At 53.9% G+C, this 23,149-nt stretch carries 20 protein-coding genes and 1 tRNA gene; 15 read left to right on the top strand and 6 right to left on the bottom strand.

The window, feature by feature from the left end:
• Window positions 1-31: 31 nt before the first annotated feature.
• The 5 genes from HYS22_00470 to HYS22_00450 are packed head-to-tail and all read left to right on the top strand — an operon-like array spanning window position 32 to window position 3,778.
• Window positions 32-1,690, top strand: coding sequence for a 30S ribosomal protein S1 (locus HYS22_00470; protein MBI1908635.1), 1,659 nt, complete (start codon window positions 32-34; stop codon window positions 1,688-1,690).
• Window positions 1,691-1,704: 14 nt separating this feature from the next.
• Window positions 1,705-2,589, top strand: a complete 885-nt coding sequence (gene sppA, locus HYS22_00465) for a signal peptide peptidase SppA (protein ID MBI1908634.1) — start codon at window positions 1,705-1,707, stop codon at window positions 2,587-2,589.
• Window positions 2,590-2,610: 21 nt separating this feature from the next.
• Window positions 2,611-2,907: an integration host factor subunit beta gene (locus HYS22_00460; GenBank protein ID MBI1908633.1), complete on the top strand. Its 297-nt coding sequence runs from the start codon at window positions 2,611-2,613 to the stop codon at window positions 2,905-2,907.
• Between the two features lie 5 nt (window positions 2,908-2,912).
• Window positions 2,913-3,413: an HIT domain-containing protein gene (locus HYS22_00455; protein MBI1908632.1), complete on the top strand. Its 501-nt coding sequence runs from the start codon at window positions 2,913-2,915 to the stop codon at window positions 3,411-3,413.
• Window positions 3,410-3,778, top strand: coding sequence for a bZIP transcription factor (locus HYS22_00450; protein MBI1908631.1), 369 nt, complete (start codon window positions 3,410-3,412; stop codon window positions 3,776-3,778). Before HYS22_00455 ends, HYS22_00450 begins: the two co-directional genes overlap by 4 nt.
• On the opposite strand, the gene HYS22_00445 is transcribed toward HYS22_00450, so the two are convergent.
• The 3 genes from HYS22_00445 to HYS22_00435 all read right to left on the bottom strand — a co-directional run bounded on the left by HYS22_00445 (window position 3,728) and on the right by HYS22_00435 (window position 6,387).
• Window positions 3,728-4,336 carry a hypothetical protein gene (locus HYS22_00445; protein ID MBI1908630.1) on the bottom strand — a complete coding sequence of 203 codons (609 nt, stop codon included), beginning with the start codon at window positions 4,334-4,336 and terminating at the stop codon, window positions 3,728-3,730. The two genes, HYS22_00450 and HYS22_00445, sit on opposite strands and share 51 nt — an antisense overlap.
• Window positions 4,337-4,407: 71 nt before the next feature.
• Complete coding sequence (locus HYS22_00440) at window positions 4,408-5,553, bottom strand: hypothetical protein (protein ID MBI1908629.1); 1,146 nt, start codon at window positions 5,551-5,553, stop codon at window positions 4,408-4,410.
• A 174-nt stretch (window positions 5,554-5,727) separates the two neighbouring features.
• Window positions 5,728-6,387 (bottom strand): hypothetical protein, encoded by a 660-nt coding sequence (locus HYS22_00435; protein ID MBI1908628.1) that lies wholly within the window; start codon window positions 6,385-6,387, stop codon window positions 5,728-5,730.
• 57 nt (window positions 6,388-6,444) lie between these two features.
• Between HYS22_00435 and meaB the strand changes: the two genes are divergently transcribed.
• The 4 genes from meaB to der all read left to right on the top strand — a co-directional run bounded on the left by meaB (window position 6,445) and on the right by der (window position 10,374).
• The gene (gene meaB / locus HYS22_00430; GenBank protein ID MBI1908627.1) at window positions 6,445-7,386 is read left to right on the top strand and encodes a methylmalonyl Co-A mutase-associated GTPase MeaB; all 942 of its coding nucleotides are present in this window, start codon (window positions 6,445-6,447) and stop codon (window positions 7,384-7,386) included.
• Window positions 7,383-8,930 carry an aldehyde dehydrogenase family protein gene (locus tag HYS22_00425; protein ID MBI1908626.1) on the top strand — a complete coding sequence of 516 codons (1,548 nt, stop codon included), beginning with the start codon at window positions 7,383-7,385 and terminating at the stop codon, window positions 8,928-8,930. Before meaB ends, HYS22_00425 begins: the two co-directional genes overlap by 4 nt.
• Window positions 8,931-8,967: 37 nt before the next feature.
• A tRNA-Met gene (locus HYS22_00420) sits at window positions 8,968-9,039 on the top strand.
• Window positions 9,040-9,051: 12 nt separating this feature from the next.
• Window positions 9,052-10,374 (top strand): ribosome biogenesis GTPase Der, encoded by a 1,323-nt coding sequence (gene der, locus HYS22_00415; GenBank protein MBI1908625.1) that lies wholly within the window; start codon window positions 9,052-9,054, stop codon window positions 10,372-10,374.
• Window positions 10,375-10,401: 27 nt separating this feature from the next.
• Here the strand turns inward: der and HYS22_00410 are convergent, their stop codons facing one another.
• Window positions 10,402-11,163, bottom strand: coding sequence for an alpha/beta fold hydrolase (locus tag HYS22_00410; protein ID MBI1908624.1), 762 nt, complete (start codon window positions 11,161-11,163; stop codon window positions 10,402-10,404).
• A 102-nt stretch (window positions 11,164-11,265) separates the two neighbouring features.
• On the opposite strand from HYS22_00410, the gene HYS22_00405 reads away from it, so the two are divergent.
• The 4 genes from HYS22_00405 (at window position 11,266) to guaA (ending at window position 16,031) form a co-directional block, all read left to right on the top strand.
• The gene (locus tag HYS22_00405; protein MBI1908623.1) at window positions 11,266-11,742 is read left to right on the top strand and encodes a hypothetical protein; all 477 of its coding nucleotides are present in this window, start codon (window positions 11,266-11,268) and stop codon (window positions 11,740-11,742) included.
• Window positions 11,721-12,968, top strand: a complete 1,248-nt coding sequence (locus tag HYS22_00400) for a PQQ-binding-like beta-propeller repeat protein (protein MBI1908622.1) — start codon at window positions 11,721-11,723, stop codon at window positions 12,966-12,968. Before HYS22_00405 ends, HYS22_00400 begins: the two co-directional genes overlap by 22 nt.
• A 61-nt stretch (window positions 12,969-13,029) precedes the next feature.
• Window positions 13,030-14,502 (top strand): IMP dehydrogenase, encoded by a 1,473-nt coding sequence (gene guaB / locus HYS22_00395; GenBank protein MBI1908621.1) that lies wholly within the window; start codon window positions 13,030-13,032, stop codon window positions 14,500-14,502.
• Window positions 14,499-16,031, top strand: coding sequence for a glutamine-hydrolyzing GMP synthase (guaA, locus tag HYS22_00390; protein MBI1908620.1), 1,533 nt, complete (start codon window positions 14,499-14,501; stop codon window positions 16,029-16,031). The genes guaB and guaA overlap by 4 nt, the downstream gene beginning before the upstream one ends.
• Before the next feature lie 19 nt (window positions 16,032-16,050).
• Here guaA and HYS22_00385 read toward each other — a convergent pair whose 3' ends face one another.
• A complete protein-coding gene (locus tag HYS22_00385) occupies window positions 16,051-17,127 on the bottom strand; it encodes a hypothetical protein (protein MBI1908619.1) in 1,077 nt (358 codons plus the stop codon).
• Window positions 17,128-17,239: 112 nt separating this feature from the next.
• Window positions 17,240-18,340 carry a hypothetical protein gene (locus HYS22_00380; protein ID MBI1908618.1) on the bottom strand — a complete coding sequence of 367 codons (1,101 nt, stop codon included), beginning with the start codon at window positions 18,338-18,340 and terminating at the stop codon, window positions 17,240-17,242.
• Window positions 18,341-18,444: 104 nt separating this feature from the next.
• Between HYS22_00380 and dnaE the strand changes: the two genes are divergently transcribed.
• Window positions 18,445-21,912 carry a DNA polymerase III subunit alpha gene (gene dnaE / locus HYS22_00375; GenBank protein ID MBI1908617.1) on the top strand — a complete coding sequence of 1,156 codons (3,468 nt, stop codon included), beginning with the start codon at window positions 18,445-18,447 and terminating at the stop codon, window positions 21,910-21,912.
• Complete coding sequence (hflX, locus tag HYS22_00370; protein MBI1908616.1) at window positions 21,893-23,137, top strand: GTPase HflX; 1,245 nt, start codon at window positions 21,893-21,895, stop codon at window positions 23,135-23,137. Before dnaE ends, hflX begins: the two co-directional genes overlap by 20 nt.
• Window positions 23,138-23,149: the final 12 nt, after the last annotated feature.

Below are 23,149 nucleotides of genomic sequence, written 5' to 3'. Positions count from 1 at the left end.
TGCCTCCCGTTGATATTAGACCCTACCAACCATGACATCAGACAACTCCCTCGAAAGTAAGGGTGATTCCCCCAAGGAAAATTTTGCGGAGCTCTTTGAAAACAGTCTCAAACGGGAACTGGCCCAGGAGGGGGACATTGTCACCGGCACGGTGATCAAGATGACCCCCGATTATGCCGTTATTGATTTCAGTTACAAGTGTGAAGGGACGGTTCCTTTGAGTGAATTTGCCGGCGCCCGTGGTGAAGTGGCTTTAAAGGAAGGGGATACGGTAGATGTCTACTTTGAGATGATTGATGAAGAGACAGGGCTTGCCGTTCTTTCCAAAACCAAAGCGGATGCGCTGAAGGTCTGGGACAATCTTGTTGAGATCTCCGAAAAGGAGGGGGTTGTGGAAGGGACGGTTCTCTGCAAGGTCAAAGGGGGGCTCTCTGTCGATGTTGGTGTGAAGGCGTTTCTGCCCGGCTCCCAGATTGATATCCGCCCGGTCACTCAGTTGGACCGCCTGGTCGGCAAAAAATTCAAATTCAAGATTCTGAAACTGAACAAACGGAAGGGGAACATCATTGTCTCCCGTCGCGCCCTCCTCGAACAGGACCGGGGGGCCTATCGTGAAGAATCTCTCCAGAATGTTCGTGAGGGGGAGGTTGTTGCCGGTCATGTCAAGAATATCACCGATTACGGGGTCTTCGTCGATCTGGGTGGCGTCGATGGGCTCTTGCATATCACCGACATGACCTGGGGGCGGATCGGTCATCCTTCCGAGGTTTGCAAGATCGGGAGCGAGATCAAGGTGAAGATCCTCAAGGTGGATCCGGAAAGCGGCAAGGTTTCCCTGGGGCTCAAACAACTTCTTCCGGACCCCTGGGAAGGGGTTGAGAAGAGGTACGTGGAGGGAGGCAAGATCAAGGGGAAGGTGGTCAATCTTACGGATTACGGCGCCTTTCTTGAACTGGAGAGAGGGGTCGAAGGGTTGGTTCATGTCTCTGAGATGAGTTGGAACAAGAAGGTGAGACAGCCTTCCAAGATTCTTTCCTTGGGGGATCTCGTGGAGGCGGTCATCCTGGATCTGGACCCGGCCGGCCGGCGGATCTCGCTCGGGATGAAACAGGTGTTGCCCAATCCCTGGGAGACACTGGCGGAGAAATACCCGATCGGGACAAAGTTCAAGGGGGAGGTCAAAAACACCACCGACTTTGGTTTCTTTATCGGTCTTTCCGAGGAGATTGATGGTCTGGTCCATATTTCGGACCTCTCCTGGGTCAAGCCTTGGCGGCATCCCCAGGAGCTTTACAAAAAGGGGGATACGCTCGAGGTTGTGGTCCTCAATATTGACAAGGATAATGAGAGATTCTCCCTGGGGGTGAAGCAGTTGACGGAGGATATTTGGCCGCAAGTCCAGAAGGAATATGCGGTCGGAGAAAAGGTCAAGGGGACCCTTGTTTCTGTCGGGGAAAAAGGGGTTATTGTGGAATTACAGGAAGGCGTTGAAGGATTCATTGCCAAAACCGACTTTCCTGAGGAGAAACAGGCCAACCCGGAAGAACATTTTAAGTTAAAAGAAAAACTGGATGTTGTTGTCCACTCCCTTGACGAGAGAGAACACAAGATCACACTCGGCCTTCACTGCAAGGGGGCTGGTTCGTCCAAGGAGGAGGCTAAGAAAAAGGTAAAAGGGAAAAAGGCTTGAGTGGGTCACTCTTGATGAAGAAATTCTGGCTCTGGTTTCTGTTGTTGGGGGGGGCGGCCTTTGTGGTCTTGGGGATGGCCGTTTTTGCCTTGTTTGGGAGTCCTTCTATCCCCCTCGGAGGGGATCTGGCGCTCATTGAAATCGAAGGCCCCCTTTATGAAGCGCAACCGATCCTCAAGCAGTTTGCCAAGGTTTACGACCGTGATGACCTGAAGGCGGTTGTGATCCGGGTCAATTCCCCCGGAGGGACAGTCGCCGCTTCCCAGGAGATCCACGATGCCGTCTCCCGTCTCCGGGAAAAATCGAAAAAGGTTGTCATCTCTATGGGAACAGTAGCCGCCTCCGGTGGCTATTATCTCGCGGCCCCTGCCGACTGGATTGTGGCCAATCCCGGAACGATCACCGGCAGTATCGGAGTTCGTCTGGAATACCTGAATGTGGAGGATATCCTCAAGTGGGTTCGCCTGAAGAGGGAGACCCTGAAGAGTGGGACCTATAAAGACATCGGGTCGCCGATCCGTCCGATGACCCCGGAGGAAAAAGGGATGTTGGAGGCTATTTTAAAAGATATGCATGCCCAGTTCAAGGAGGCGGTGGCGGCGGGGCGGGGACTCTCTGCGGAAGAGGTGGAGGCGATTGCGGATGGGCGCGTCTTTACCGGCAGGGAGGCTTTGAGGAAAAAACTGGTTGATCAACTCGGCTCTTTGGAGGCGGCTTACAAAAAGGCGGGGGAGCTTGCCGGAATCAAGGGGGAACCCAAGGTGGTGACCGTTCCGAAAGAGAAAGAAGGCCTGCTGGACTATCTCTTGGGTGACGCTTCCTCCGGACTCCGTCAGGTCTTGAACCGCTCTTTGTTGCAGGCCTCGGCTGGAGGAGTTTTACCTGTTTACCAATGGTAGAAAATTAAAAAGGAGCTGGGTATGAACAAAAGCGATCTCGTTAACAGTCTCGACAAGAAGCTCTCTCATCTGTCCCACAGGGACGTCGATACGATCATTGACACCATCTTTGACCGGATGACCGAGGCCCTCTCCGGCGGCGACCGGATCGAGATTCGTGGGTTCGGCACCTTCGAGATCCGGGTCCGTGAACCAAGGGTTGGGAGAAATCCAAAATCCGGCGCCAAGGTCTCCATCGATCTCCGCAAGGTCCCCTTCTTCAAGGCGGGAAAGGAACTGAAGGAGCGGCTCAACAAGGGTGGTTCCCCCAAGGGTTAAATCCGATGAAAGTTCTCTGGGCCCCATGGAGGATGGAGTTCATCCTGGGCAAGAAACCCAGGGGTGATTCACCCAAGGGTTGTGTCTTTTGCCGGATGGTTCGTGAAAAAAAGGATAAAAAGAATCTGGTCTTGGCCCGCAAGAACTCCTGTTTTGTCGTCCTGAACAAGTACCCTTATAATAATGGTCATCTCATGGTCGTTCCCCGGCGGCATCTGTCGGAAATAACCGGTCTGCGGAACGATGAAATGCTGGAAGTAACGCAGACGATCCAGGAGGCGGTGGTCCGGTTGAAGAAGACCCTTCATCCTGACGGTTTCAATATTGGCATCAACCAGGGAAGACTGGCAGGGGCCGGGATTGCCGACCATATTCATTTTCACATCGTTCCGCGCTGGGAGGCGGATACCAATTTCATGCCGGTCTTGGCCTCCACGAAACAGATGCCCCAGCATATTAAAGAGAGTTACGATCTTTTGGCCAGAGAGTGGAGGGGACGACGATGAGAAAATTCCTGTTCGCCCTGGTCCTCTCGCTGGTTGTCTTTACCACACTTAATTTTCTCTACTGCAATCTGGACAGCGAAACCTTCAATTACCCGATGGTCTTTAAATTCAGCATCCCGGGGCTGATCGCCCTCCGGTCGGTACCCCTGCCGGCCGGTTTTGTGATGATTGCCGCTTTTTGTCTGGGGATTGTCTCCCTCTCCCTCATCCAGGCCCTTCCTTCCTTTTACCGGTCGCTCGCGACACGGGCCCATCGAAAGAGGATTAAGGATTTGGAAAAAGAGGTGGAGGCTTTGCGGGACGAGAGTATAGGGTCAGCTTCCGAAGCGAAGGAATTTCCGAAATCTTTGAACGATTCCCTTTGACGGGTCGGTTCCCAGGGTAAAACTGCTTTTTCCGCCCGATAGCTTTTCTTTTTGGATGTTGATCGCCCGTTGGCGCATCACGGAGGGGTAGGTCTCCAGGATATATTTCAATTCCTTCTTGAAGAGGGGGTTCATCAGGAGCCACCCCTCTTTTTGGGGAAACATCTTCCTTAGTTTTTCTTTGATGGCGGCCCATTCCTCGTCGGTGTAGAGGGTCTCCGGTTTTATTTTCCGCTGAAAAAGTTGATCCAGGTCGGATTCCTTCCAAGGGCCTTCTTTGATCGAGTCGGGATCAAAGGGAGGGGAGGTCGGCATCTTTTCATTGTAGTAACGCGCCTTGGCCAAAAACTGCTCATAAGAAACGAGATAGGTTCCATCTTTTTGGAGGCTGTCGCGGAAGCCCTTTTTCCATTCATCCAGCGTGCATTTCCGGTTATCGGCAAACTGCGAGCGGTAGAGAAAAATCAGGTCCTGTTCCAGGTATTGAATGTAATCTTTATTCCCCTTTTTGACCTTCGGTTCGACCTTTTGCCAGATTTCGTGAAGGGGATTCGCCATAGAGCGATTCGATTATATAAGAAAAGGCCCCTTTCCTCTACAGAAAAGGGGCCTTCCAAGGTTCGTTTTATTTACACGTAGCCGCGCCCGCCGGCACCACTGACACGCCTGTCAGAGACGGCGAAGCTGTCGTAGGCAGGACCATCCTTAACCTTGCCGTCCGCCCTTGCGTCTGCTTCCTGTTGCTGGGCCTGTTCACTCCCCTGTAGCGCCGTGGCGGCATTCCCGCCAGAACTGACCAGTCCTCCCCACGCACCAACCCCCTGCAAGGTGTACCGTGTTGATGTCCCAAGCTGGGAGGGGCCGTTTGCATAGTACCCATAAGCCGTTTTGTACCCGCCCGGATTGAGGGCCTTGTCATAAGGGGCGCCTGGTCCGGTCGTTGGGGCACTCCCTGCCGGCGCGGTGCCGGGAGCGGGTGTCCCTGAAGGAGGAGTTGCCGACGCAGTTGGTGTTCCGCCAGGGGCTGTGGGGCCTGTGGCCGAAGCGGGACCGGTTGGCGCCGGTGCCGAGGCAGGTACCCCGGCAGGAGTTGGGGCCGTGGCTGGAACTGGTGCCCCCCCTGGAGGTACCGGTGCTGAGGCGGCCGCCAGTTCGCCACCACCGTTTACACTACTGGTAGCGGCAGTACCACCTGGGGCAACAGCCCCTGAACCGCCGCCGCTGGTACCACTAGCAATAGCGGTTCCGGCACCCCCTTTTTCTACGGTGACTGTGGCAACGGTTCCTTTAGCAGCAACTTCAGTTGTCGTTACAGCTGGGGCGGCGGCTGGTACCGCAGCAGGAGCTGCCGGAGCGGCCGCTAATGTAGTAGTAGCAGGAGCTGCTGCTGGAGCGGCTAATGAGGTGGCAGCGGGAGTTGCAACGGCGGCCCCTTCAACGACAGCAGCACCACCACCAGCCGCTAATGGGGCGGCCCCTGGAGCAACGGCTACTGCGGTCCCTGGTACCATGGCCGTTCCCCCGGCGGCACCGGCTGTCGCCGCTGGAACTGCAGGGACAGTCGCGGCTGGCACTATCGCCGCTCCAGCTGCTGGCGCCGCGGCCCCGGCCCCGGCCGCTGGTGCCACAGCTGCAGTACCGGCGGCGGCATCAGCGGTCGCCATCGCCCCAGCTGAGGCCCCAGCCCCGGCCGGAGGACAGAGGATCCACAAGACAACCGCGACGATCGCCACCACAACCGCGACGACCGTCAGGACAATCTGTAAAGGTTTCATGCCACCCATAAATCCCCCTTTTTTAGGTTCGTTTTACACCCCTATTATCGGGAGGGGAGACCAGCCGAGTTGCGGTGGGGGGTTGGTTTCAAAAATACAGCCATTTCAGCTACTTACAATCGTGCCTGGCACAAAAGGGAGGGCTGGTGCCAGGCACGAGTATAACATACTGATTTATATAAAGTTTTTTAGGTAATGGTCTTGCCCCTGAATCGGGAATGACGACCACCCATAACGAAGTTTCTGGGTAAAACTGAGGAGTTTGATCTTTTTCCAGCCAAACCGGGCCAGTTTTTCGGCGGGGATGGTCAAGGTGGAGCAGATGGCCGACCGGGCCCCGACGTGATGGGAAAATCGGTCAAACTCCTGATGCAGTGTGGCAAACGCCTTGTCCCTTTGGGTGAACCACCCTATTTCCTCCGGTGCCTGGCACCTTTTTGCAAAATCCTTTCGCGAGAGGACCCCAATGTTCTGGACCTCAATCCCCCTTGTTTTCGGATCAAAGGTAAAATGGACCCCGCCGATCAGATTTTTCTCCGATTTCAGAAAACTGGTCTGGATCATCTTTTCCGGAAGTTTCAGAAAATGCCGCTTGGGGTTAAACAGGACCCGCCAAAACTCGAAACCCCAGGGGAAACGGGCATAACCGGGGCTGTTCAGTTCGTAATGGAGTGACCCTTGGCTATCGATGAAGAGAGAGACAAGGCGTAAAAAAAGGGGGGGGATGATGGTGAGCTGTTCCGGAGGAATGATCAAAATCGGGAGACGCCAGCCACGTTTGATGATCCGGATACCAGGAATCTGGGAGATGGAATCGAGGAGAGTTTGATACATGGGGGTATTTAAATTGATTTGCGTTGGTCCGGCAAGGAGATTATAGAAAAAGTCGCCATGTCCTCGCGGGAACTGATCAAAAAAATGCTCTCCGGTGACAAGGCGGCGCTGGCACGGGTGATCACCCTGGTCGAGAACCGATCGAACGGTCATTTGGCCCTGATGGCAGAGATCCAAAAGCATTGTGGCCAGGCCACCACCATCGGGGTGACCGGACCACCAGGTTCCGGAAAGAGCACGCTCGTTGATAAACTGACAAAGAACCTCCGGGCAGAAGGGAAAAAGATCGGGATCGTCGCGATCGACCCCTCCAGCCCCTTTTCCGGCGGGGCGGTTTTGGGGGACCGGATCCGGATGCAGGACCATGCGACCGATGAGGCAGTCTTTATCCGGAGTCTCGGAAGCCGCGGGAGCCGCGGCGGCCTCTCACGCGCAACCCGTGAGGTAGTTAAACTCTACGACGCCTTCGGAATGGATATCGTGATTGTGGAGACGGTCGGTGTCGGGCAGACGGAACTGGATATTATGGAGGTGGCCGACACAACACTGGTTGTTTTGACTCCGGAATCGGGGGATACGATCCAGACAATGAAGGCGGGAATTTTAGAAATAGCGGATATTTTTGTCGTCAACAAGGCAGACCGGGATGGGGCGGGCCAGATCCAGGCAGAACTAATGGCGATGTTGCAACTTGGTGAGGAAACAAAGAAAAGAGGCGAAGCCCCCTCGGGTGGCACACCCTGGAAACCTCCTGTCTTGCTGGTTCAGGCGACCAAAGAGATCGGGATCGGAGAACTTCTCCAGGAGATTCGAAGACATGAAAAGAGCCGGTCGGGTCCGGAAAAGGGAAAAAAGAGAAAGGCCCTTTTTCAGGAGGAGGCGAGGGAGATCCTTCTGGATGAACTGCGTCCCCGCCTGCAACGGAGGATGAACAAGGAGGGAGTATGGGAGAACCCTTACGAGTTGGTGGCGAAGATCCTCGCCAAGATCAATCTATGAAGATCCTCTGTCGCAATCCGGCGACGTTAGAATCGTTGGGAGAGGTCCCGGTGACGACACCGGAAGAGGTCCGGGGGACGGTGGCCAAGGCCCGTGAGGCGTTTGCCTTCTGGTCGAAACTTTCCTTTAAGGAGAGGGGAAAACAGCTCCTCGCGGCCCGCGATTATATAGGGACCCATAGGGATGAGATTGCCGCGGTGATTACAAAAGAAAACGGCAAGCCTCTGGCTGAATCAATTTCTGCGGATATCGTTCCGGTGATGGATCTTGCCACCTATTTTGCCAGGAATGCGGAAAAAATCTTGAGGCGCGAGAAGGTCTGGCTGGGGAAATGGAACTTTATGGGGAGACAAAGTTTTATCGAATTTGCCCCGCTGGGGGTCGTTGGCATCATCGCCCCCTGGAATTTTCCGTTTTCCATCCCGTGCGGCCAAACGATCATGGCCCTCGCGGCCGGCAATACGGTGGTGTTAAAACCGGCCGGGATCACCTCTCTGATCGGGCTCAAGATCCAGGAGATCTTTGATGCGGTCGGCTTGCCAAAAGGGGTTCTGACCGTGGTGACCGGGGACTCCCAGACCGGCGCCGCCCTTGTCCAGGCCGGCGTCCAGAAAATCATTTTTACCGGGAGTGTGGGGGTTGGCCGGAAGGTGATGGAGATGGCCTCAAAGACACTGACACCGGTGGTTCTAGAACTGGGGGGCAAGGACCCGATGGTGGTCCTGCCGGATGCCGACCTGGAAACCGCCTCCAGCGCGGCGGTCTGGGGGGCCTTTACCAACTGCGGTCAGGTCTGTGCCTCCGTTGAAAGGTTGTATCTCCACGAATCGATCGCCGAATCGTTTATTCAAAAATGCGTTCAGAAGACGCGGCAACTCCGGATCGGTGAAGGGATCGATCCAAATACCGATGTCGGGCCGTTGACCAATGAATCCCAACTAAAAAACGTGGAGCAACAGGTCGAATCGGCCAAGAGAGAAGGGGCGAAGGTCTTGGTTGGTGGGAACAGAGTTACCGGCAGGAACGGTTACTTTTATACACCGACGATCTTGACCAACGTCCATCACCGGATGGAGGTGATGCAGGAGGAGACATTCGGGCCTGTTTTACCGATCATGACCTTCAAAACGGAAGAAGAGGCGATCCGACTCGCCAACGATTCCCGTTTTGGGCTGACCGCCTCCGTTTGGACGAAGAATATCCGGAAGGGGACCGAGATCGCCCAAAAAATTGAGGCGGGGACGGTGACGGTCAATGAGAACGTCTATACCTATGCCGTCCCGCAAACCCCATGGGGAGGGCCGAAGGAATCGGGGATCGGCCGAACCCATGGGAGGCAGGGATTTCTGGAACTGGTCGAACCGCGCCATATCCATATCAACCGGATCGCCGGAATGAAGGACCTCTGGTGGTACTCCTACAACGAGTCGAGGATCAAGGTGCTCAAGGCGCTGGCCGATCTCTTTTTTGTGCCGGGACTCATCCGCCGGGCGGGGGCGTTGGTACGGTTGATCGGGGCGATGTTTCGGATTAAAAATGTTTGATTGTCATTCAGGATTAGGTTCTGTAACAATTTGCAAAGGCAGCGTAGCTCAGTGGTAGAGCAGACGGTTCATACCCGTCGTGTCGCAGGTTCGAATCCTGCCGCTGCCACATTTTATTTATATGAAACCAATCGTCGCCCTTGTCGGCCGCCCCAATGTTGGCAAATCGACCCTCTTCAACCGGATCATCGGCAAGAGAAAGGCGATCACCTTTGATATCCCGGGGGTGACGAGGGATCGTCACTATGCCACCGCCTTCTGGGAGGGAAGGGAATTTCTCTGTGTCGATACGGGTGGTTTCCCCGCAGGGAAGGGGGATTCTGTAGAAACGAAGATAGAGGAACAGATCCTGCTCGCCATCGAAGAGGCCTCAGTAGTTCTCTTTATTGTCGATGCCCAAACCGGCCTGACCCCCTTTGACCGGACGATCGCCGAACGCCTCCGCCGTTCCCGCAAAAATTTTCTGATTGTCGTAAACAAGATTGACGTCCCTTCGCACGAAGAAAAAATCGCAGAATTTTATGGCCTCGGCCGGGATCTCTACCCTGTTTCGGCCGAACATGGGGCGAGGATTGGGGATCTCCTCGATGTTGTCGTTAAAAATCTTCCCACCGCCAGCAGGGGTGCTTCTAGTGGTTCAGGGGACGAAAAGGCGGATATCAAGATAGCCTTGATCGGCCGTCCCAACGTCGGCAAGTCGTCTCTTCTGAATCGCCTCACCGGTTTTCCAAGGGCGGTTGTTGATGAACTGCCTGGGACGACACGGGATGTGATCGATAGTCTCGTGACCCTCCATGGCAAGAAATACCTCCTCCTGGATACCGCTGGCATCCGGAAGAAGGGAAAGTCCGATTCGTTTTTGGAGAGAACCTGCATCATCCTCGCCGAAAAGGCGATCCGCCGTGCTGATCTATGCCTTCTGGTCCTTGATGCTGGTGCCGGTCTTTCCCGGCAGGAAGCCTCTATTGCCGGATTCGCCGCGGAGAACGGCCGAGGAATCATCGTGCTGGTCAACAAGTGGGACCTCTCCATCCGGGAACGGGGGAATAAAGAGCCCTACGTTGAAAAAATTAGGACTGCTTTCAAGTTTGTCCCCTTTTCGCCGGTCCTTTTTGTCTCGGCCAAAAGCGGCTTTGGGATCCCCAAGATCTGGGAGGAGATCGATGGTCTTTACGGAGAACTGGGGAGGAACTGGGAGAAGGAAACGCTGGGTGAAATTCTTTTTCAGGCCCTGGAGAAACACCCGCCCCCTTTGTACCGGGGATACCCGCCGATCTATCTGGGGGCGAGACAGGTGGGTCAGTACCCGCCGACACTGATTGTTTATCTCAATCATCCGGAGGCGGTCCATTTTTCTATGGAGCGGTACCTTCTTTCACAATTCAGAAAAGGATTGGGGTTGGAGAGGGGACCTTTAAGAATTTTATTTCGCAAAGGAAATTGATCTTGTAGGGGCGAGGTAACCTTGCCCCTACTCTTTTTCTCCTTCGACCAACTCCCGTTTGATCACATTGTAAACGGACCGCCGGATCACAAAATCGGAATGGGAGAGGCCCGGGATGTCGATGTTCTTCAGATTCTTGTCTTCGGGCCGGATCTCCAGCATGGCGCTCTTGTAATAACAGACACGATCACCCCTGGAATAGATGGATGTAAAACGGACGTTTTTTGGAAAAGGACCCTGTTTTAATTTTCGGATAAATGGGGACATCGGCACCATCTGGCGGAGACTCTTGGAAATTAGCGCAAGCGGCGTTGCCAAACCAAGGATCGCCCAGTGGTTGCCGTTATGAGGGGCCGCCAGTGTGATCAGGGAGCGGACCCTCTTGGCCCCCCCCAACCGTTTGACATAGTAACGCCCGATGAGTCCCCCTTGAGAATGGCCGATAATGCTGATCTTGCTTAAGTTGAACCGTTGACAAAGTCGTTCGACCTTTTGTTGGATGAACTCGGCGCCCTCCTCGATGCACCGGGTGTTGAACGTCTTGAAAATCCCGCCAAGGTTGAAGGAAAAGACGCAGAAGCCATCGCGACGGAGACGGCGTTCCAGAATACTGACAGTCCTTCGTGTGGCGCCAAAACCGTAGAGGAGAAGAACGGGGTGTTGGCAACTGGCAAAGTCGGTTAGTTTCTGGACCTTGTTTCCCTCCAAGGTCATCCGGACATAGGTGGCGGTATTGAGGAGATCCCGTTTCGTCTGATGGTATAGTTTTTTTAATCTAGAGATCGGCATGATTCCCGTGTCTCACAGTAACCCAAGATGACTTATTGTGTCAAGGAACGAAGGGGAATATCTTATTGACACAACTCGGTTTTTTACGATAATCCCGCCTCAATGCCGCTCTACAAAAGATTCCCGAGAAAGCCGTTCATCAAGGAGATCAGGGCCTCCCTTCCTGGTGAAAGACTCCTTTTGTGGATACACACCCGGCGCCGACAGTCCCTGGCTATCCTCTCTGTAACGGTCGTTGTGACCCTCCTTGTCCTCAGCGGGTTTTTTCTCTGGCAGCACCATCAAAGGGAGAGAATGGCCCATCTGCTGGAACAGGTCTCCCAATGGCATGCCCAAGGGACTCAGGCGATGACGGAGCGGAAATGGGATGAGGCGATCCGCATTTTTCAACTAGCCGTCCAGGAAAAAGACAATCCCCTCCGCGACTTAAGCCGGTTGTATCTGGCGGAATGTTACGAAATCTCCACGAAAAGGGCCGAGGCGATTCAGCTTTACTCTAAAATTGCTAAAGAAGGAAAATCGTCGGGCCTCAAGGAAACAGCCCGTCAAAAAGAGCTATGGTTACGCGCCGGGCTTTAGAAGGGGCTCACGTCGCCCCCTCCACGGGCAGAGCCCGATGGAGCCTCCCCCTCAACGCCGCTCTGCGGCTGTTTCTTGTTTTGCTCTTCTCTTTTTCTTCGCCCGTTTTCGCGGTCAAGGTCATCAAAAAGGGGACAGGGCCTTATTATAAAATTCCCTTCAAGGCCAAATGGGTCAGCAAGATCAAGAAGGGAAAGCTCTTCCGGTACAAGAGAAAGGAATTTGCCTCCCCCCGAATCTACAAGGATCGCCTCTTTGTCGGTTCCGACAACGGTTTCTTTTACGCCCTGAGGCAGAAGAGTGGCCACAAGCTCTGGCGTTTTAAGGCCTCCGGGCCAATCCATTCCATACCGGTCTTTGACGATGATGTCGTCTACTTTGGCGATACCAAGGGGGTTCTTTATGCGTTGACGATCAAAGATGGCAAAGAACTTTGGCGCTTTGACCAGACCGGTTCTGAAATCCTGGCGGCTCCAGCCGTGTCGGGGGATCTGGTCTATTTTTCAACGCTGGAAGGAAAACTGTTTGCCCTTTCCCGTCAATCCGGGGAAAAAATCTGGGAGGCTTCTCATCCTTTGAACCTGAGAAAGGGATTCACGATACGGAACCATAGTGGCCCCTTGATCCATGATGGGGTTATTTATATCGGTTTTGCCGATGGTCTCCTGGCTGCTTACAGGGAAAACGATGGCCTGCCCCTCTGGGAAAAGAATCTGGCAACTGGCGAAGGGCCGTTCTTTGACGTCGACATGGTGCCTCTGATCGATGAGGGGCGTCTCTACGCCGCCAGTTTTCAGGGAGAATTGATCTGCCTTGACCTTGCCGGCAAAAAAACGGCGAAGAAATCGGCTGAGCCTAAGGGTGTGCCACCCAAAATTCTTTGGCAACAACAGATCGGGAGCGGGGTCTCCTTTGCCGTTCAAGGGGAGACGATTTTCGTTTCCGGTTCCAACGGCACTCTTTATGCCTTGAACAAGGCAACAGGGGTGAAGGTCTGGGAAAAACAGGTGGGGGAGGGGGCGCTCTCGGCGCCGGTGGTTTCACAATCGACAGTCATTGTCGCCTCGACGGAAAAACAGGTCTACTTTGTCAATACCGCCAATGGGGATATCAAGGCGGGCCGGTTTGCCAAAAAAGGGGTTTTTAGCGACCCGGTTGTTGCCGGGGATATTGTCTATTATCTCTCCAATGGTGGGCGGTTCTACGCCTTGAAGATAGTCTACTAGTAGGGGCGGGGTTACCCCGCCCCTACTTGACAGGATTTCTGCGGTAGTATAAAGACCGTCCATGGAAGGGTACCCCACCCAAAAGTTTCCCCAAGGCCTCACCTTTGATGATGTCCTCCTCCTGCCCGGAGAGAGTGAAGTCCTGCCCAAGGATGTAGATACCTCCACGCGACTGACAAGCCGGATTCTTCTTCGTATCCCCCTCATTTCCGCGGCGATGGATTCTGTGACCGATGCCCGGATGGCGATCGCCATGGCCCGTTGTGGCGGGATCGGGATCATTCATCGCAACATGACCATTCCCGAACAGGCCCTTGAGATTGAAAGGGTCAAAAAGTCGGAATCCGGGATGATCCTCAAGCCGATTACCCTTTCGCCCGACCAGAAGGTGAGGGATGCCGTCAAGGTGATGCAAGAAAATAATATCTCCGGCGTCCCGATCACCGAGGAGGGAGGGTTGGTCGGGATCCTGACCCACCGGGATTTGCGGTTCCTCAAAAATCTGAACCTCAAGATTGAAGAGGTGATGACCAAAGAGGTAGTCACCGCCAAGGAAGGGATTGATCTGGAGAAGGCGAAAGAGATCCTGCAAAAAAGAAGGATCGAAAAACTGCCGGTTGTGGACGCCAAGAACAACCTCAAGGGATTGATTACGATCAAGGATATTGAAAAGGCGACGAAGTACCCCGATTCCTGCAAGGATGAGCAGGGTCGGCTTCGGGTTGGCGCTGCTATTGGGGTGGGGGATGCCTCCTTGGAGAGGGCCGAGGTCCTCATCACAGCCGGGGCTGACCTCATTGTTATTGATACAGCCCACGGGCATACCCGTTCGGTTCTGGAAACGGTCAAGGCGTTCCGCAAAAAGTTTCCGGATCAGGATCTGATTGTCGGGAATGTGGCGACGGAAGAGGGGGCCGCTTCTCTGGTGAAGGCCGGGGTTGATGGAATCAAGGTTGGGGTCGGGCCCGGTTCGATCTGCACGACCCGGATTGTCTCCGGGGTCGGGGTCCCCCAGATTACCGCTATCCTCGCCTGTGCGGCGGCGGTCAAAAAGTCAACGGTTTCTATTATTGCCGATGGAGGGATCAAATATTCCGGGGACATCACGAAGGCGTTGGCGGCCGGGGCGGATGCGGTGATGATCGGAAGCCTCTTGGCCGGGACAGACGAAGCCCCGGGAGAAACGATCCTTTATCAGGGGCGTTCGTATAAAATCTATCGGGGGATGGGCTCTCTGGGGGCGATGCGGAAAGGGTCCAAGGATCGTTATTTTCAGGAAGGGGTCGAAGACTCCTCCAAACTGGTTCCGGAAGGGATCGAGGGGATGGTCCCTTATCGCGGGCCGGTGGCTGATTCGGCCCACCAATTGGTGGGGGGACTCCGGGCCGGGATGGGGTATGTCGGGGCGCCGACGATTGAAGAATTACAGACGAAGGGAAAGTTCGTGCAGATTACAGCCGCCGGGTTGAAGGAAAGTCATGTGCATGACGTGACGATCACAAAGGAAGCGCCGAATTACCGGTTAGAGAAATGACCTCCCGTATTCTGATTTTAGATTTTGGTTCCCAATACACACAACTGATTGCGCGCCGGATCCGGGAGCTAAAGGTTTTCTGCGAGATCCTTCCCTGTAACGCCCCTCTTGCCAAGATCAAGGAATTTAGGGCAGGGGCGCTGATCCTCTCTGGCGGGCCGGCCTCTGTTTACGACAAAGAGGCCCCTTTGGCTGATCGAGGAATTCTGAAACTTGATCTTCCGATTCTTGGTATTTGTTATGGGATGCAATGGTTGGCGCGCGAAGAGGGTGGAAAGGTGGAGCCCGGAAAGGTGAGGGAGTACGGACCGGCCAAGATCAATGTTATTCGGACAGAAGAGATCTTTGTAAAACTTGGTTCAGAACTGGATGTCTGGATGAGCCATGGGGATCATGTGGTTCAGCCCCCTGTGGGGTTTCAGATTTTTGCCAAGAGTGGCAATGCCCTGATTGCGGCCATTGGAAATCCAAAAAAGAAAATCTTTGGCCTTCAGTTTCACCCGGAGGTGGTTCATACCCCCGAGGGGAGAAAAATCCTTCAAAATTTCATCCGCGTTGCCGGTCTCAGGCAGGATTGGTCGATCGGGTCGTTTGTCGATCAGAAGGTGAAGGAACTTAGGGAAACTATCGGTTCGGCACGTCTCCTTTGCGCCGTCTCTGGTGGTGTTGATTCATCGGTGATGGCGGCCCTCCTTCACAAAGCGGTTGGTGACCAGCTGGACGCCTTCTTTATTGATAACGGGGTGTTGAGAAAAAACGAGGGAGAACGTGTTTTAGGAATGTTCCAGAAAAACTTGGCTATTCATCTAAAATTAGTTGATTCATCAGACAGGTTTTTAAAATCTTTGGCAGGGGTTATTGACCCTGAGGAGAAGAGAAAAAGGATCGGGAGGGAGTTTATTACGGTCTTTGAAGAAGAGGCGAAAAAAATTCCGGGGGTCCAATTTTTGGCTCAGGGGACGTTGTATCCGGACGTGATCGAGTCGGTTTCCTTTAAAGGGCCGTCGGCGACGATCAAGAGTCATCATAATGTCGGTGGTCTTCCTCGGAAAATGCACCTCAAGCTGGTGGAACCGTTTCGGGAACTCTTTAAGGATGAGGTGAGGGAGATTGGTCGTCTGATCGGGGTGCCGGAGGAGATTATTCAAAGGCAACCGTTTCCGGGGCCGGGGCTTGCCGTTCGGATCCTTGGCGAAGTCACGAAGGAACGCCTGGAGATTCTCCGTGAGGCGGACGATATTATTCTCTCTGAAATCAAAAAAGCTGGTTTCTATACCAAGGTCTGGCAGTCATTTGGTGTTTTACTCCCGGTCAAGACGGTTGGGGTAATGGGGGATGCCCGGACCTATGAAAATGTGATCGCCCTTCGGGTGGTGGAGAGCCAGGACGGGATGACCGCCAACTGGGTCAAGCTTCCTTATGATTTGATGGAAAGGATTTCGAGCCGTGTGATCAACGAGGTCCGCGGCGTCAACCGGGTCGTCTACGATATCTCCTCCAAACCTCCGGCTACCATTGAGTGGGAGTGATTTTACTTTTAGGTTTTGATTACTCCAACGTGAATGTACCGTTGCTATCCGTGCCGGTCCAGGAACCGCCGGTGGCCTCGGAGTTGAGTGTTATCGTCCCTTGAACGGAACTATCATAGGCCTCAAAGGTCCCCGTTCCGTCTGGTATCCAGCCGTTGGTCAGGGCGAAGGTCCCATAGAGACCATTACTCTCCACCCAGTAGCCACCGCTAAAATCTCCATTCAGTGAAAAGAAACCGTTGGCGTCTCCCGAAAAGGTGCCTCCCTGGGTGATTTCATAGTTTCCCTTGATCCCGATGTAGGTCCCGGCCGTGAAAACATACGTCCCCCCCGCACTCGAGGTTGCGGTGTAGGTCCCAACCGGGGTTCCCATTCCTGTGTCGGTGATGGCGTACAGATGCCCCGAATCGTCCGCGAATCCGATCATATCCCCCGTTGTCCAGATCGAATTACCTCCAGACAGGGGGAGGACCGACACGCGAATAGCAAAGGGGGTATCCATGGCCATTCCAAATCCACTGGATAATATCGTTTCCAGGTCCAACACGAGGGGGATCGCCAGCTCTCCATCCTCCTTGATGCTGAAACTGGTATCCACCGAAATGGTCTTGTTGGAATTCCCCTCAATGGTCGTTGTGGGGTCGGGTGAGATTCCGCTTGCCACGAAGGTTACGGTCCCCAACTCTACATTCACACCGCTGTAATTCCCCGTTGCCACCGACTGCGAGGCCAGAAAATTAATGGCACCATCGTAATCGGGGTCAGCCAGATTTATGGCTGAATTGACGGCGATGGAAACGGTGGAGCCATTATCGTTCTTTAAAACCAGATTCTTGATGGTCACGTCAAAAGTGGTGACGGTCCCACCCTGGTAGCTGACGGTTCTTTTCTCCGACGAGATCTTTTTGCTGATGGAGGGACTTTTTAGCGCACTGCCCTTGACGAAAAGGGAGGCGGTTCCGTTGCCGCTGCCGAGGAGGTCTCCGGAAACGTCGCCCCTCGTTCCGGTTCCGCTATCACTCGCCCCTCCGCCGCAACCGATCAGCCATGGGACAAGGAAAACCAACACTACCCCTTTGCGGTAAAAGCTTCTCATATAAGACCCCCTTTGTTTAACGCCCTAACCTTTTTCAATTTTGCTTGCAATAAGAATTCGATAATAGAGAAAGGTGATTCACACAAAGGAATAAGATCGAGTGGGAGTAGGTCTAGGGACAGTCTAGCTTACAAGAGCCATCCCCTTTGTCGGTTATTGAGGTCCTTTCAGGGGTGCAGAGACCTCCCACCCATTTGTATTCATTGCGAATCAATTTAGCCTTGTCACAGTTGTCTATTGGGAAGGTGGTTGTTTTTTCAAGGGCCCTGTTTACCAATGATCGGATAACTTCTTGTGACCAACCACCGGTTTTTCTCAGCCGCTCGGCCTCTTCAAAATTGGGAGATCCCAGAGATGCCAGAGAACGGATAAAAGCCTCTTTCCGTTCACCATCCGCCTTGATTGCTTTTTCTCGTGCCTCCTCTGCCGCCCTCGCTCTTTCTTCTCTTTCCGCTCTCTTTCTTTCTGCTTCTTGTGCTCGAGCGTCCTGTTTTCTTTTCAAGGCCGCTTGTCTACTTTGTTCTTCCCGCGCCCTATTTGATTCTGCCTGTTGTTTGCGTTCATGTTGGCCCTGAACAATTAACAGATGTTTAATTTCTGCCAACCGATATTGCGGACGACCATAAAGGTCCGCCAAGGCGAGAGCACCTTGATAGTCTCCTTTGTTAATAAGAATATTAACATCTCTCATGTCATCAATGACTAAAGATTTTGACAAATTATCTCTTGCAGTTTCGCATGTGCCGAATTGCTCTTCACACTGGGCTAGGCTAACCTCGATACGCTCGCCATTGCTAGATTTTGGTGCCATTTGCCGCGCTTCTTCCACTTCACCATTGCAGACCAAGGAACATTGAATCTGTTGCCTCCACGCGCTTTTTACTGAATCGGACTGAGAACTCATGAAGATAATCCTCCACGCTAACCATGGATTTCGATCATGCAATGCTTCTGAGGCATATTCCGAGGTCTGTTCCCATGTTTCTGGTGCTTCCAATGCTTGTTCCTGGCGCTTAGGATCGGGGACTTGCTGGGCGAGGCTTCCTTTGAGCAAGGCATGAAAAGAGTAATGGTCAGCCCCGTTTGCCGGGGAATATTTGGTGTCGAGCCGGTCGGCCTGGGTAAGCAGTGGAGGGCCACCCTGTGTGACAAAAGAGGGAGGGGATTGAAAAAAAGGATGATTATAAGAGGCGCGAAGAGTAGGAACGCTCATCACGCCCAATATCGATTGAGGCCCTAGAAGGTTGCTAACTAATTAGGGCTTGTTTTTCATTCGCACTTGCCAAAGGGTTGAGGCCGGATTAGAAGCAACAACTGATGCACCACTCCGATTTTGTTCACCTGCATTTACACACCCAATACAGTCTGCTGGACGGCGCGATTACCGTAGAGGCATTGGCCAGGAAGGCCAAGGAGTACAAGATGCCGGCGGTGGCGATGACCGACCATGGCAATCTCTTCGGTGCGGTGGAGTTTTATCAGAAGATGGAATCAGCCGGGATCAAGCCGATCATCGGGTGCGAGGTCTATGTCGAATCGAAAGGGAGCCGGTTCACCAAGGAGTTCAGGAAAGAACATGAGCCGTATAACCATCTGATCCTTCTGGCGACAAACAGGGAAGGGTACCGGAACCTCTGCCAGCTGATCACCGCCGGCTACCTCGAGGGGTTTTACTACAAACCGCGGATTGACAAGGAACTGCTTCGTGAAAAAAATGCCGGTCTCATTGCCACCTCCGGTTGTCTCTCCGGAGAGATCGCCAGGGTTCTTCTGGCGGGACGAAAAGAAGAGGCGGAGAGGATCGCCCAAGAGTACCTCACCCTTTTTGGGGACCGGTTTTATCTGGAGGTTCAGGCCCATTCCCTGCCGAACCAAAAGATTGTGAACGAGGCGGTCTTTGATCTGGCAAAAAGACTTTCCATCCCTGTGGTCGCGACAGGGGATTGTCATTATCTCAAAAAAGAGGATGCCGGGGCCCACGAGGCGCTCCTTTGTATCCAGACCGGCACCACCTTAAAGGATGAAGGGAGGATGCGGTTTGGCTCGGATGAGTTTTATTTTAAATCGGCCGAAGAGGTTCGGAGCTATTTTCCCGATCACCCGGAGGCGCTTCAAAACACCGTCGAAGTGGCCAAACGATGCAACTTCGATTTTGACTTCAAGACCTATTATTTCCCCAAGTTTGAACCACCCAAAGAAAAAACCTTAGACCAGTTTCTGGAGGAAAAAACACTCGAGGGGTTTGAAGAACGGTGGCGGAAGAGTGAGGCCCAGCTCAAGCCTGAAGAGAGAGAGCCGTCAAAGGCCCAAAGGCTGGAAAGGGTCCATCAGGAACTGAAGATGATCAAGGACATGGGATTTGCCGGCTACTTCCTGATTGTTGCCGATTTCATCAATTACGCCAAGGAGAAGAAGATCCCGGTCGGCCCTGGTCGGGGCTCAGCCGCTGGAAGTCTCGTGGCGTATTGCCTCAAGATTACCGACATTGACCCGATTCCTTATGACCTCCTCTTTGAGCGGTTCCTGAATCCGGAACGGGTTACCATGCCGGATATGGATATCGACTTTTGCATCTACGGACGGGATGAGGTGATCCGCTACGTCCAGCAGAAGTACGGCAACGTCTCGCAGATTATCACCTTTGGAAAGATGAAGGCCAAGGCGGTGATCCGCGATGTCGGGAGGGTGATGGAGATCCCGTACGGCGACGTCGACAAGATTGCGAAGCTGGTGCCGAACACCTTGAATATTACCCTCGATGAGGCGATTCGGAGCGAGCCCCGCCTGGCGGAGGTTGGTCAAAAGAATCCGACCATCGGACGGCTTCTTGCGACGGCCCATTCCCTGGAAGGACTAACCCGTCATGCCTCAACGCACGCCGCGGGGGTTGTGATCTCCGACCAGCCGCTCGTCAACTTCATGCCGCTGTACAAAGGGCAGCATGATGAAATTGTCACCCAGTTTGACATGAAGGCGATCGAAAAGATCGGCTTGATCAAGTTTGACTTTCTTGGCCTGAAAACTTTAACGGTTATTGACGAGACGAGAAAAATCATCAAACGGACGCGCGGGCTCGATCTGGATGTCGGAGATCTCCCCCTGGATGACCCGGAGGTTTACGCGATGCTTTCGAAGGGGGATACCTGGGGGGTGTTCCAGCTGGAGTCCAGCGGGATGAGGGATCTCCTCGCCAAACTCAAGCCGACGGTCTTTCCCGATCTGATTGCGGTGGTGGCCCTGTACCGTCCGGGACCGCTTGGCAGTGGTATGGTCGAGGATTTTATCAATAGAAAGCATGGCAAGGTTCAGGTCCGTTACGAACTCGCCGAACTTGAGGAGGTCTTAAGAGACACCTATGGGGTCATCGTTTATCAGGAACAGGTGATGAAGATCGCCTCGAAGCTCGCCAACTTTTCTCTGGGGGAGGCGGACCTTCTGCGAAGGGCGATGGGGAAGAAAAACCCGGAGGTTATGGCGGAGCAGAGGGACCGTTTTTTGAAGGGGGCGCATGAAAACAGGATCCCGCCGAAAAAAGCGGAAAAGATTTTTGACCTGATGGCCAAGTTTGCGGAGTATGGTTTTAACAAGAGTCATTCCGCCGCTTATGCCCTGATCGCCTACCAGACCGCTTATCTCAAGGCCCACTTTCCGGTGGAATATATGGCGGCCCTCCTGACCCATGAAATGGGGAACAGTGACAAGGTGATGCTTCTCATCGCGGATGCCAGGGCTCACGGGCTCTCCGTCCTGCCGCCGGATGTCAATGAGAGTTACACCGGTTTTTCCGTGGTCGGTCCGGCGGAGATCCGTTTTGGACTGGCCGCCGTGAAAAATGTCGGGACCGCCGCGATTGAGTCCCTGATTGAAACGCGTAAAAAAGAAGGGCGCTTGCCTGAACCAGGCTTCCGTTCCTTTTTTCATTTCATCACGACCGTCGATTTAAGAAAAATCAATCGCCGGGTGCTGGAGAGCCTGATCAAGTGCGGCGCTTTTGATTCCATGGGGGTGACCCGCGCCTCCTGTTTTGAGGCGTTGCCCCTCTTTTTGGAAAAGGCGGCAAAGATCCAGAAGGAAAAGGCAACAGGGCAGGAAAGTCTCTTTGGCCCGGTGACTGGAGGAGGGGAGAATGAGGCCCCCCCTTCCCGTCCGGAGTGGCCGACGCGGGAGAAACTGACCTTTGAGAAGGAGTCGCTCGGGTTTTACATTACCGGACACCCTCTCAAAGAACATGAAGAACTTCTTCGTCGAAAGGGAACCTTTGAGATCAGTCGTCTTGCTGACAGACCGGATGGGACTGAGGCCAAGGTCGGTGGGGTGGTGACGTCACTCCGGGAGATCACGACCAAGGGGGGGGACCGGATGGCCTTTGTGACGCTGGAGGATTTAACCGGGAATGCGACACTGATCGTCTTCCCTGAACTTTATCGGAAGACAATCACGCTCCTCAAATCGGAACAACCGTTGATCGCCACAGGGGAACTGGATCTGGGCGAGGAGGAGATCAAGATACTCGCCCGTGACGTTGTCCCCCTTGTTGCCAATTCCGGTTCCCGTGCTGTTCATATTCGTCTCGCCTCGCCGGCGACAGGACGCGAACAATTGGAAAATCTGAAAAAACTCCTGGCCCGGTTCAGGGGGCGCTGTCCTTTGTATGTTCATCTGATTCACCCCGCTTCCGGGGAGACAATCCTTTCTCTTCCCGAAGATCTTTATGTGGAGCCCTCCGACGAACTCCTGAAAAGTGTCAATTCCCTCTTTGGAGGTGATGTTGCCTGCCTTCAGTAATCCTGCCGAGAAGGCCTTTCTCATCGGAACTTATGTCAATCGCCATCGGAAAGGGGAGGCGTTAGGCTCGCTCGAGGAGCTGGCCCATCTGGCCCGGAGTGCCGGGGCCTCTGTTATCGACAAACTTTCTTTTGAGCTTCGGCAGCCGAGCCCGGCGACGCTGATTGGGGAGGGAAGGGTGGAGGGGTTGAAGCCGGTTTTTGAGGAACACCGGGTTGATTTGGTGATCTTTGACCAGGAGTTGAACCCGACGCAAAATCGGAATCTCGAAGAGGCCTGGGGGAGAAAGGTGATCGACAGGACCGGTCTGATCCTGGACATCTTTGCCCGGCGGGCCCGGACGAAGGAAGGGAAGATTCAGGTCGAGATGGCACAACTTTCCTACCTCCTTCCGAGGCTGGTGGGGAAGGGGATCACGCTTTCCCGTCTGGCTGGTGGTATCGGGACCCGGGGGCCGGGTGAAACGAAGCTGGAGATCGATCGCCGCCGCGCCCGTGAAAAGATCCATCGTTTATCCCTTGAATTAAAAAAAATCCGGGGGCATCGCGGGATCCACCGAGGGAAGAGGGAAAAGGTGCCGATCCCCCTTGTCGCCCTGGTGGGGTACACCAATGCCGGGAAATCGACCTTGATGAACCGGCTCACCCAGGCGGGAGTTTTTGTGGAAGATAAACTATTTGCCACGCTGGACCCGACCGTCCGACGCCTCAAACTCCCCTCCGGCCGACAGGTACTCCTCTCCGATACCGTCGGTTTCATCCGGAATCTCCCCCATGAACTAATCCTGTCGTTCCGCGCCACCTTTGAGGAGGCGGCCGTGGCGGATCTTCTCCTCCATGTCGTTGATTTTTCCAGTCCTGTCTGGGAGGGGCAGCAGGGAACAGTGGAGGAGGTTCTGGAGGATTTTCGGCTTTCCAAAAAGCCGCTCCTGACGGTTTATAACAAGATTGATCTTGTTTCGGAGAGAGAACCCCCTCAGGAAGGGGTGGCTGTCTCGGCAGAACAGGGAACGGGACTGGATCGTTTATTAAAAGTGATTGAAGACCGTCTTTCCGAGGGGATGACGACCACCTCATTTTTCTTTCCCCATTCAGCCGGTCGTCTGCTGGCGCTTCTTTATAAGAACGGGAGGATCTTGTCGGTTAAACATCTCAAGGCAGGGATTCGTGTCAAGGCGGCGGTCGGGGAGAAACAGTTCAAACAGTTGGCACTCTATCGTGATTAATCTTATCCTTCG

This window comes from Deltaproteobacteria bacterium (genome assembly GCA_016177765.1).
Lineage (GTDB): Bacteria > UBA10199 > UBA10199 > JACPAL01 > JACOUP01 > JACOUP01.
Note: the sequence above shows the minus strand (reverse complement) of the source record. Positions and strands in the feature narration are given on the sequence as shown.

Excerpts from the sequence above, each read along its gene's own strand:
- HYS22_00410 (MBI1908624.1), bottom strand. The coding sequence starts at position 11,163 with ATGCCGATCTCTAGATTAAAAAAACTATACCATCAGACGAAACGGGAT.
- HYS22_00385 (MBI1908619.1), bottom strand. The coding sequence starts at position 17,127 with ATGAGAAGCTTTTACCGCAAAGGGGTAGTGTTGGTTTTCCTTGTCCCA.
- der (MBI1908625.1), top strand. The coding sequence starts at position 9,052 with ATGAAACCAATCGTCGCCCTTGTCGGCCGCCCCAATGTTGGCAAATCG.
- guaB (MBI1908621.1), top strand. The coding sequence starts at position 13,030 with ATGGAAGGGTACCCCACCCAAAAGTTTCCCCAAGGCCTCACCTTTGAT.
- HYS22_00400 (MBI1908622.1), top strand. The coding sequence starts at position 11,721 with ATGGTTACGCGCCGGGCTTTAGAAGGGGCTCACGTCGCCCCCTCCACG.
- HYS22_00445 (MBI1908630.1), bottom strand. The coding sequence starts at position 4,336 with ATGGCGAATCCCCTTCACGAAATCTGGCAAAAGGTCGAACCGAAGGTC.
- HYS22_00425 (MBI1908626.1), top strand. The coding sequence starts at position 7,383 with ATGAAGATCCTCTGTCGCAATCCGGCGACGTTAGAATCGTTGGGAGAG.
- HYS22_00435 (MBI1908628.1), bottom strand. The coding sequence starts at position 6,387 with ATGTATCAAACTCTCCTCGATTCCATCTCCCAGATTCCTGGTATCCGG.
- HYS22_00470 (MBI1908635.1), top strand. The coding sequence starts at position 32 with ATGACATCAGACAACTCCCTCGAAAGTAAGGGTGATTCCCCCAAGGAA.
- HYS22_00450 (MBI1908631.1), top strand. The coding sequence starts at position 3,410 with ATGAGAAAATTCCTGTTCGCCCTGGTCCTCTCGCTGGTTGTCTTTACC.
- meaB (MBI1908627.1), top strand. The coding sequence starts at position 6,445 with ATGTCCTCGCGGGAACTGATCAAAAAAATGCTCTCCGGTGACAAGGCG.
- guaA (MBI1908620.1), top strand. The coding sequence starts at position 14,499 with ATGACCTCCCGTATTCTGATTTTAGATTTTGGTTCCCAATACACACAA.
- HYS22_00440 (MBI1908629.1), bottom strand. The coding sequence starts at position 5,553 with ATGAAACCTTTACAGATTGTCCTGACGGTCGTCGCGGTTGTGGTGGCG.
- dnaE (MBI1908617.1), top strand. The coding sequence starts at position 18,445 with ATGCACCACTCCGATTTTGTTCACCTGCATTTACACACCCAATACAGT.
- HYS22_00380 (MBI1908618.1), bottom strand. The coding sequence starts at position 18,340 with ATGAGCGTTCCTACTCTTCGCGCCTCTTATAATCATCCTTTTTTTCAA.
- sppA (MBI1908634.1), top strand. The coding sequence starts at position 1,705 with ATGAAGAAATTCTGGCTCTGGTTTCTGTTGTTGGGGGGGGCGGCCTTT.
- hflX (MBI1908616.1), top strand. The coding sequence starts at position 21,893 with ATGTTGCCTGCCTTCAGTAATCCTGCCGAGAAGGCCTTTCTCATCGGA.
- HYS22_00460 (MBI1908633.1), top strand. The coding sequence starts at position 2,611 with ATGAACAAAAGCGATCTCGTTAACAGTCTCGACAAGAAGCTCTCTCAT.
- HYS22_00455 (MBI1908632.1), top strand. The coding sequence starts at position 2,913 with ATGAAAGTTCTCTGGGCCCCATGGAGGATGGAGTTCATCCTGGGCAAG.
- HYS22_00405 (MBI1908623.1), top strand. The coding sequence starts at position 11,266 with ATGCCGCTCTACAAAAGATTCCCGAGAAAGCCGTTCATCAAGGAGATC.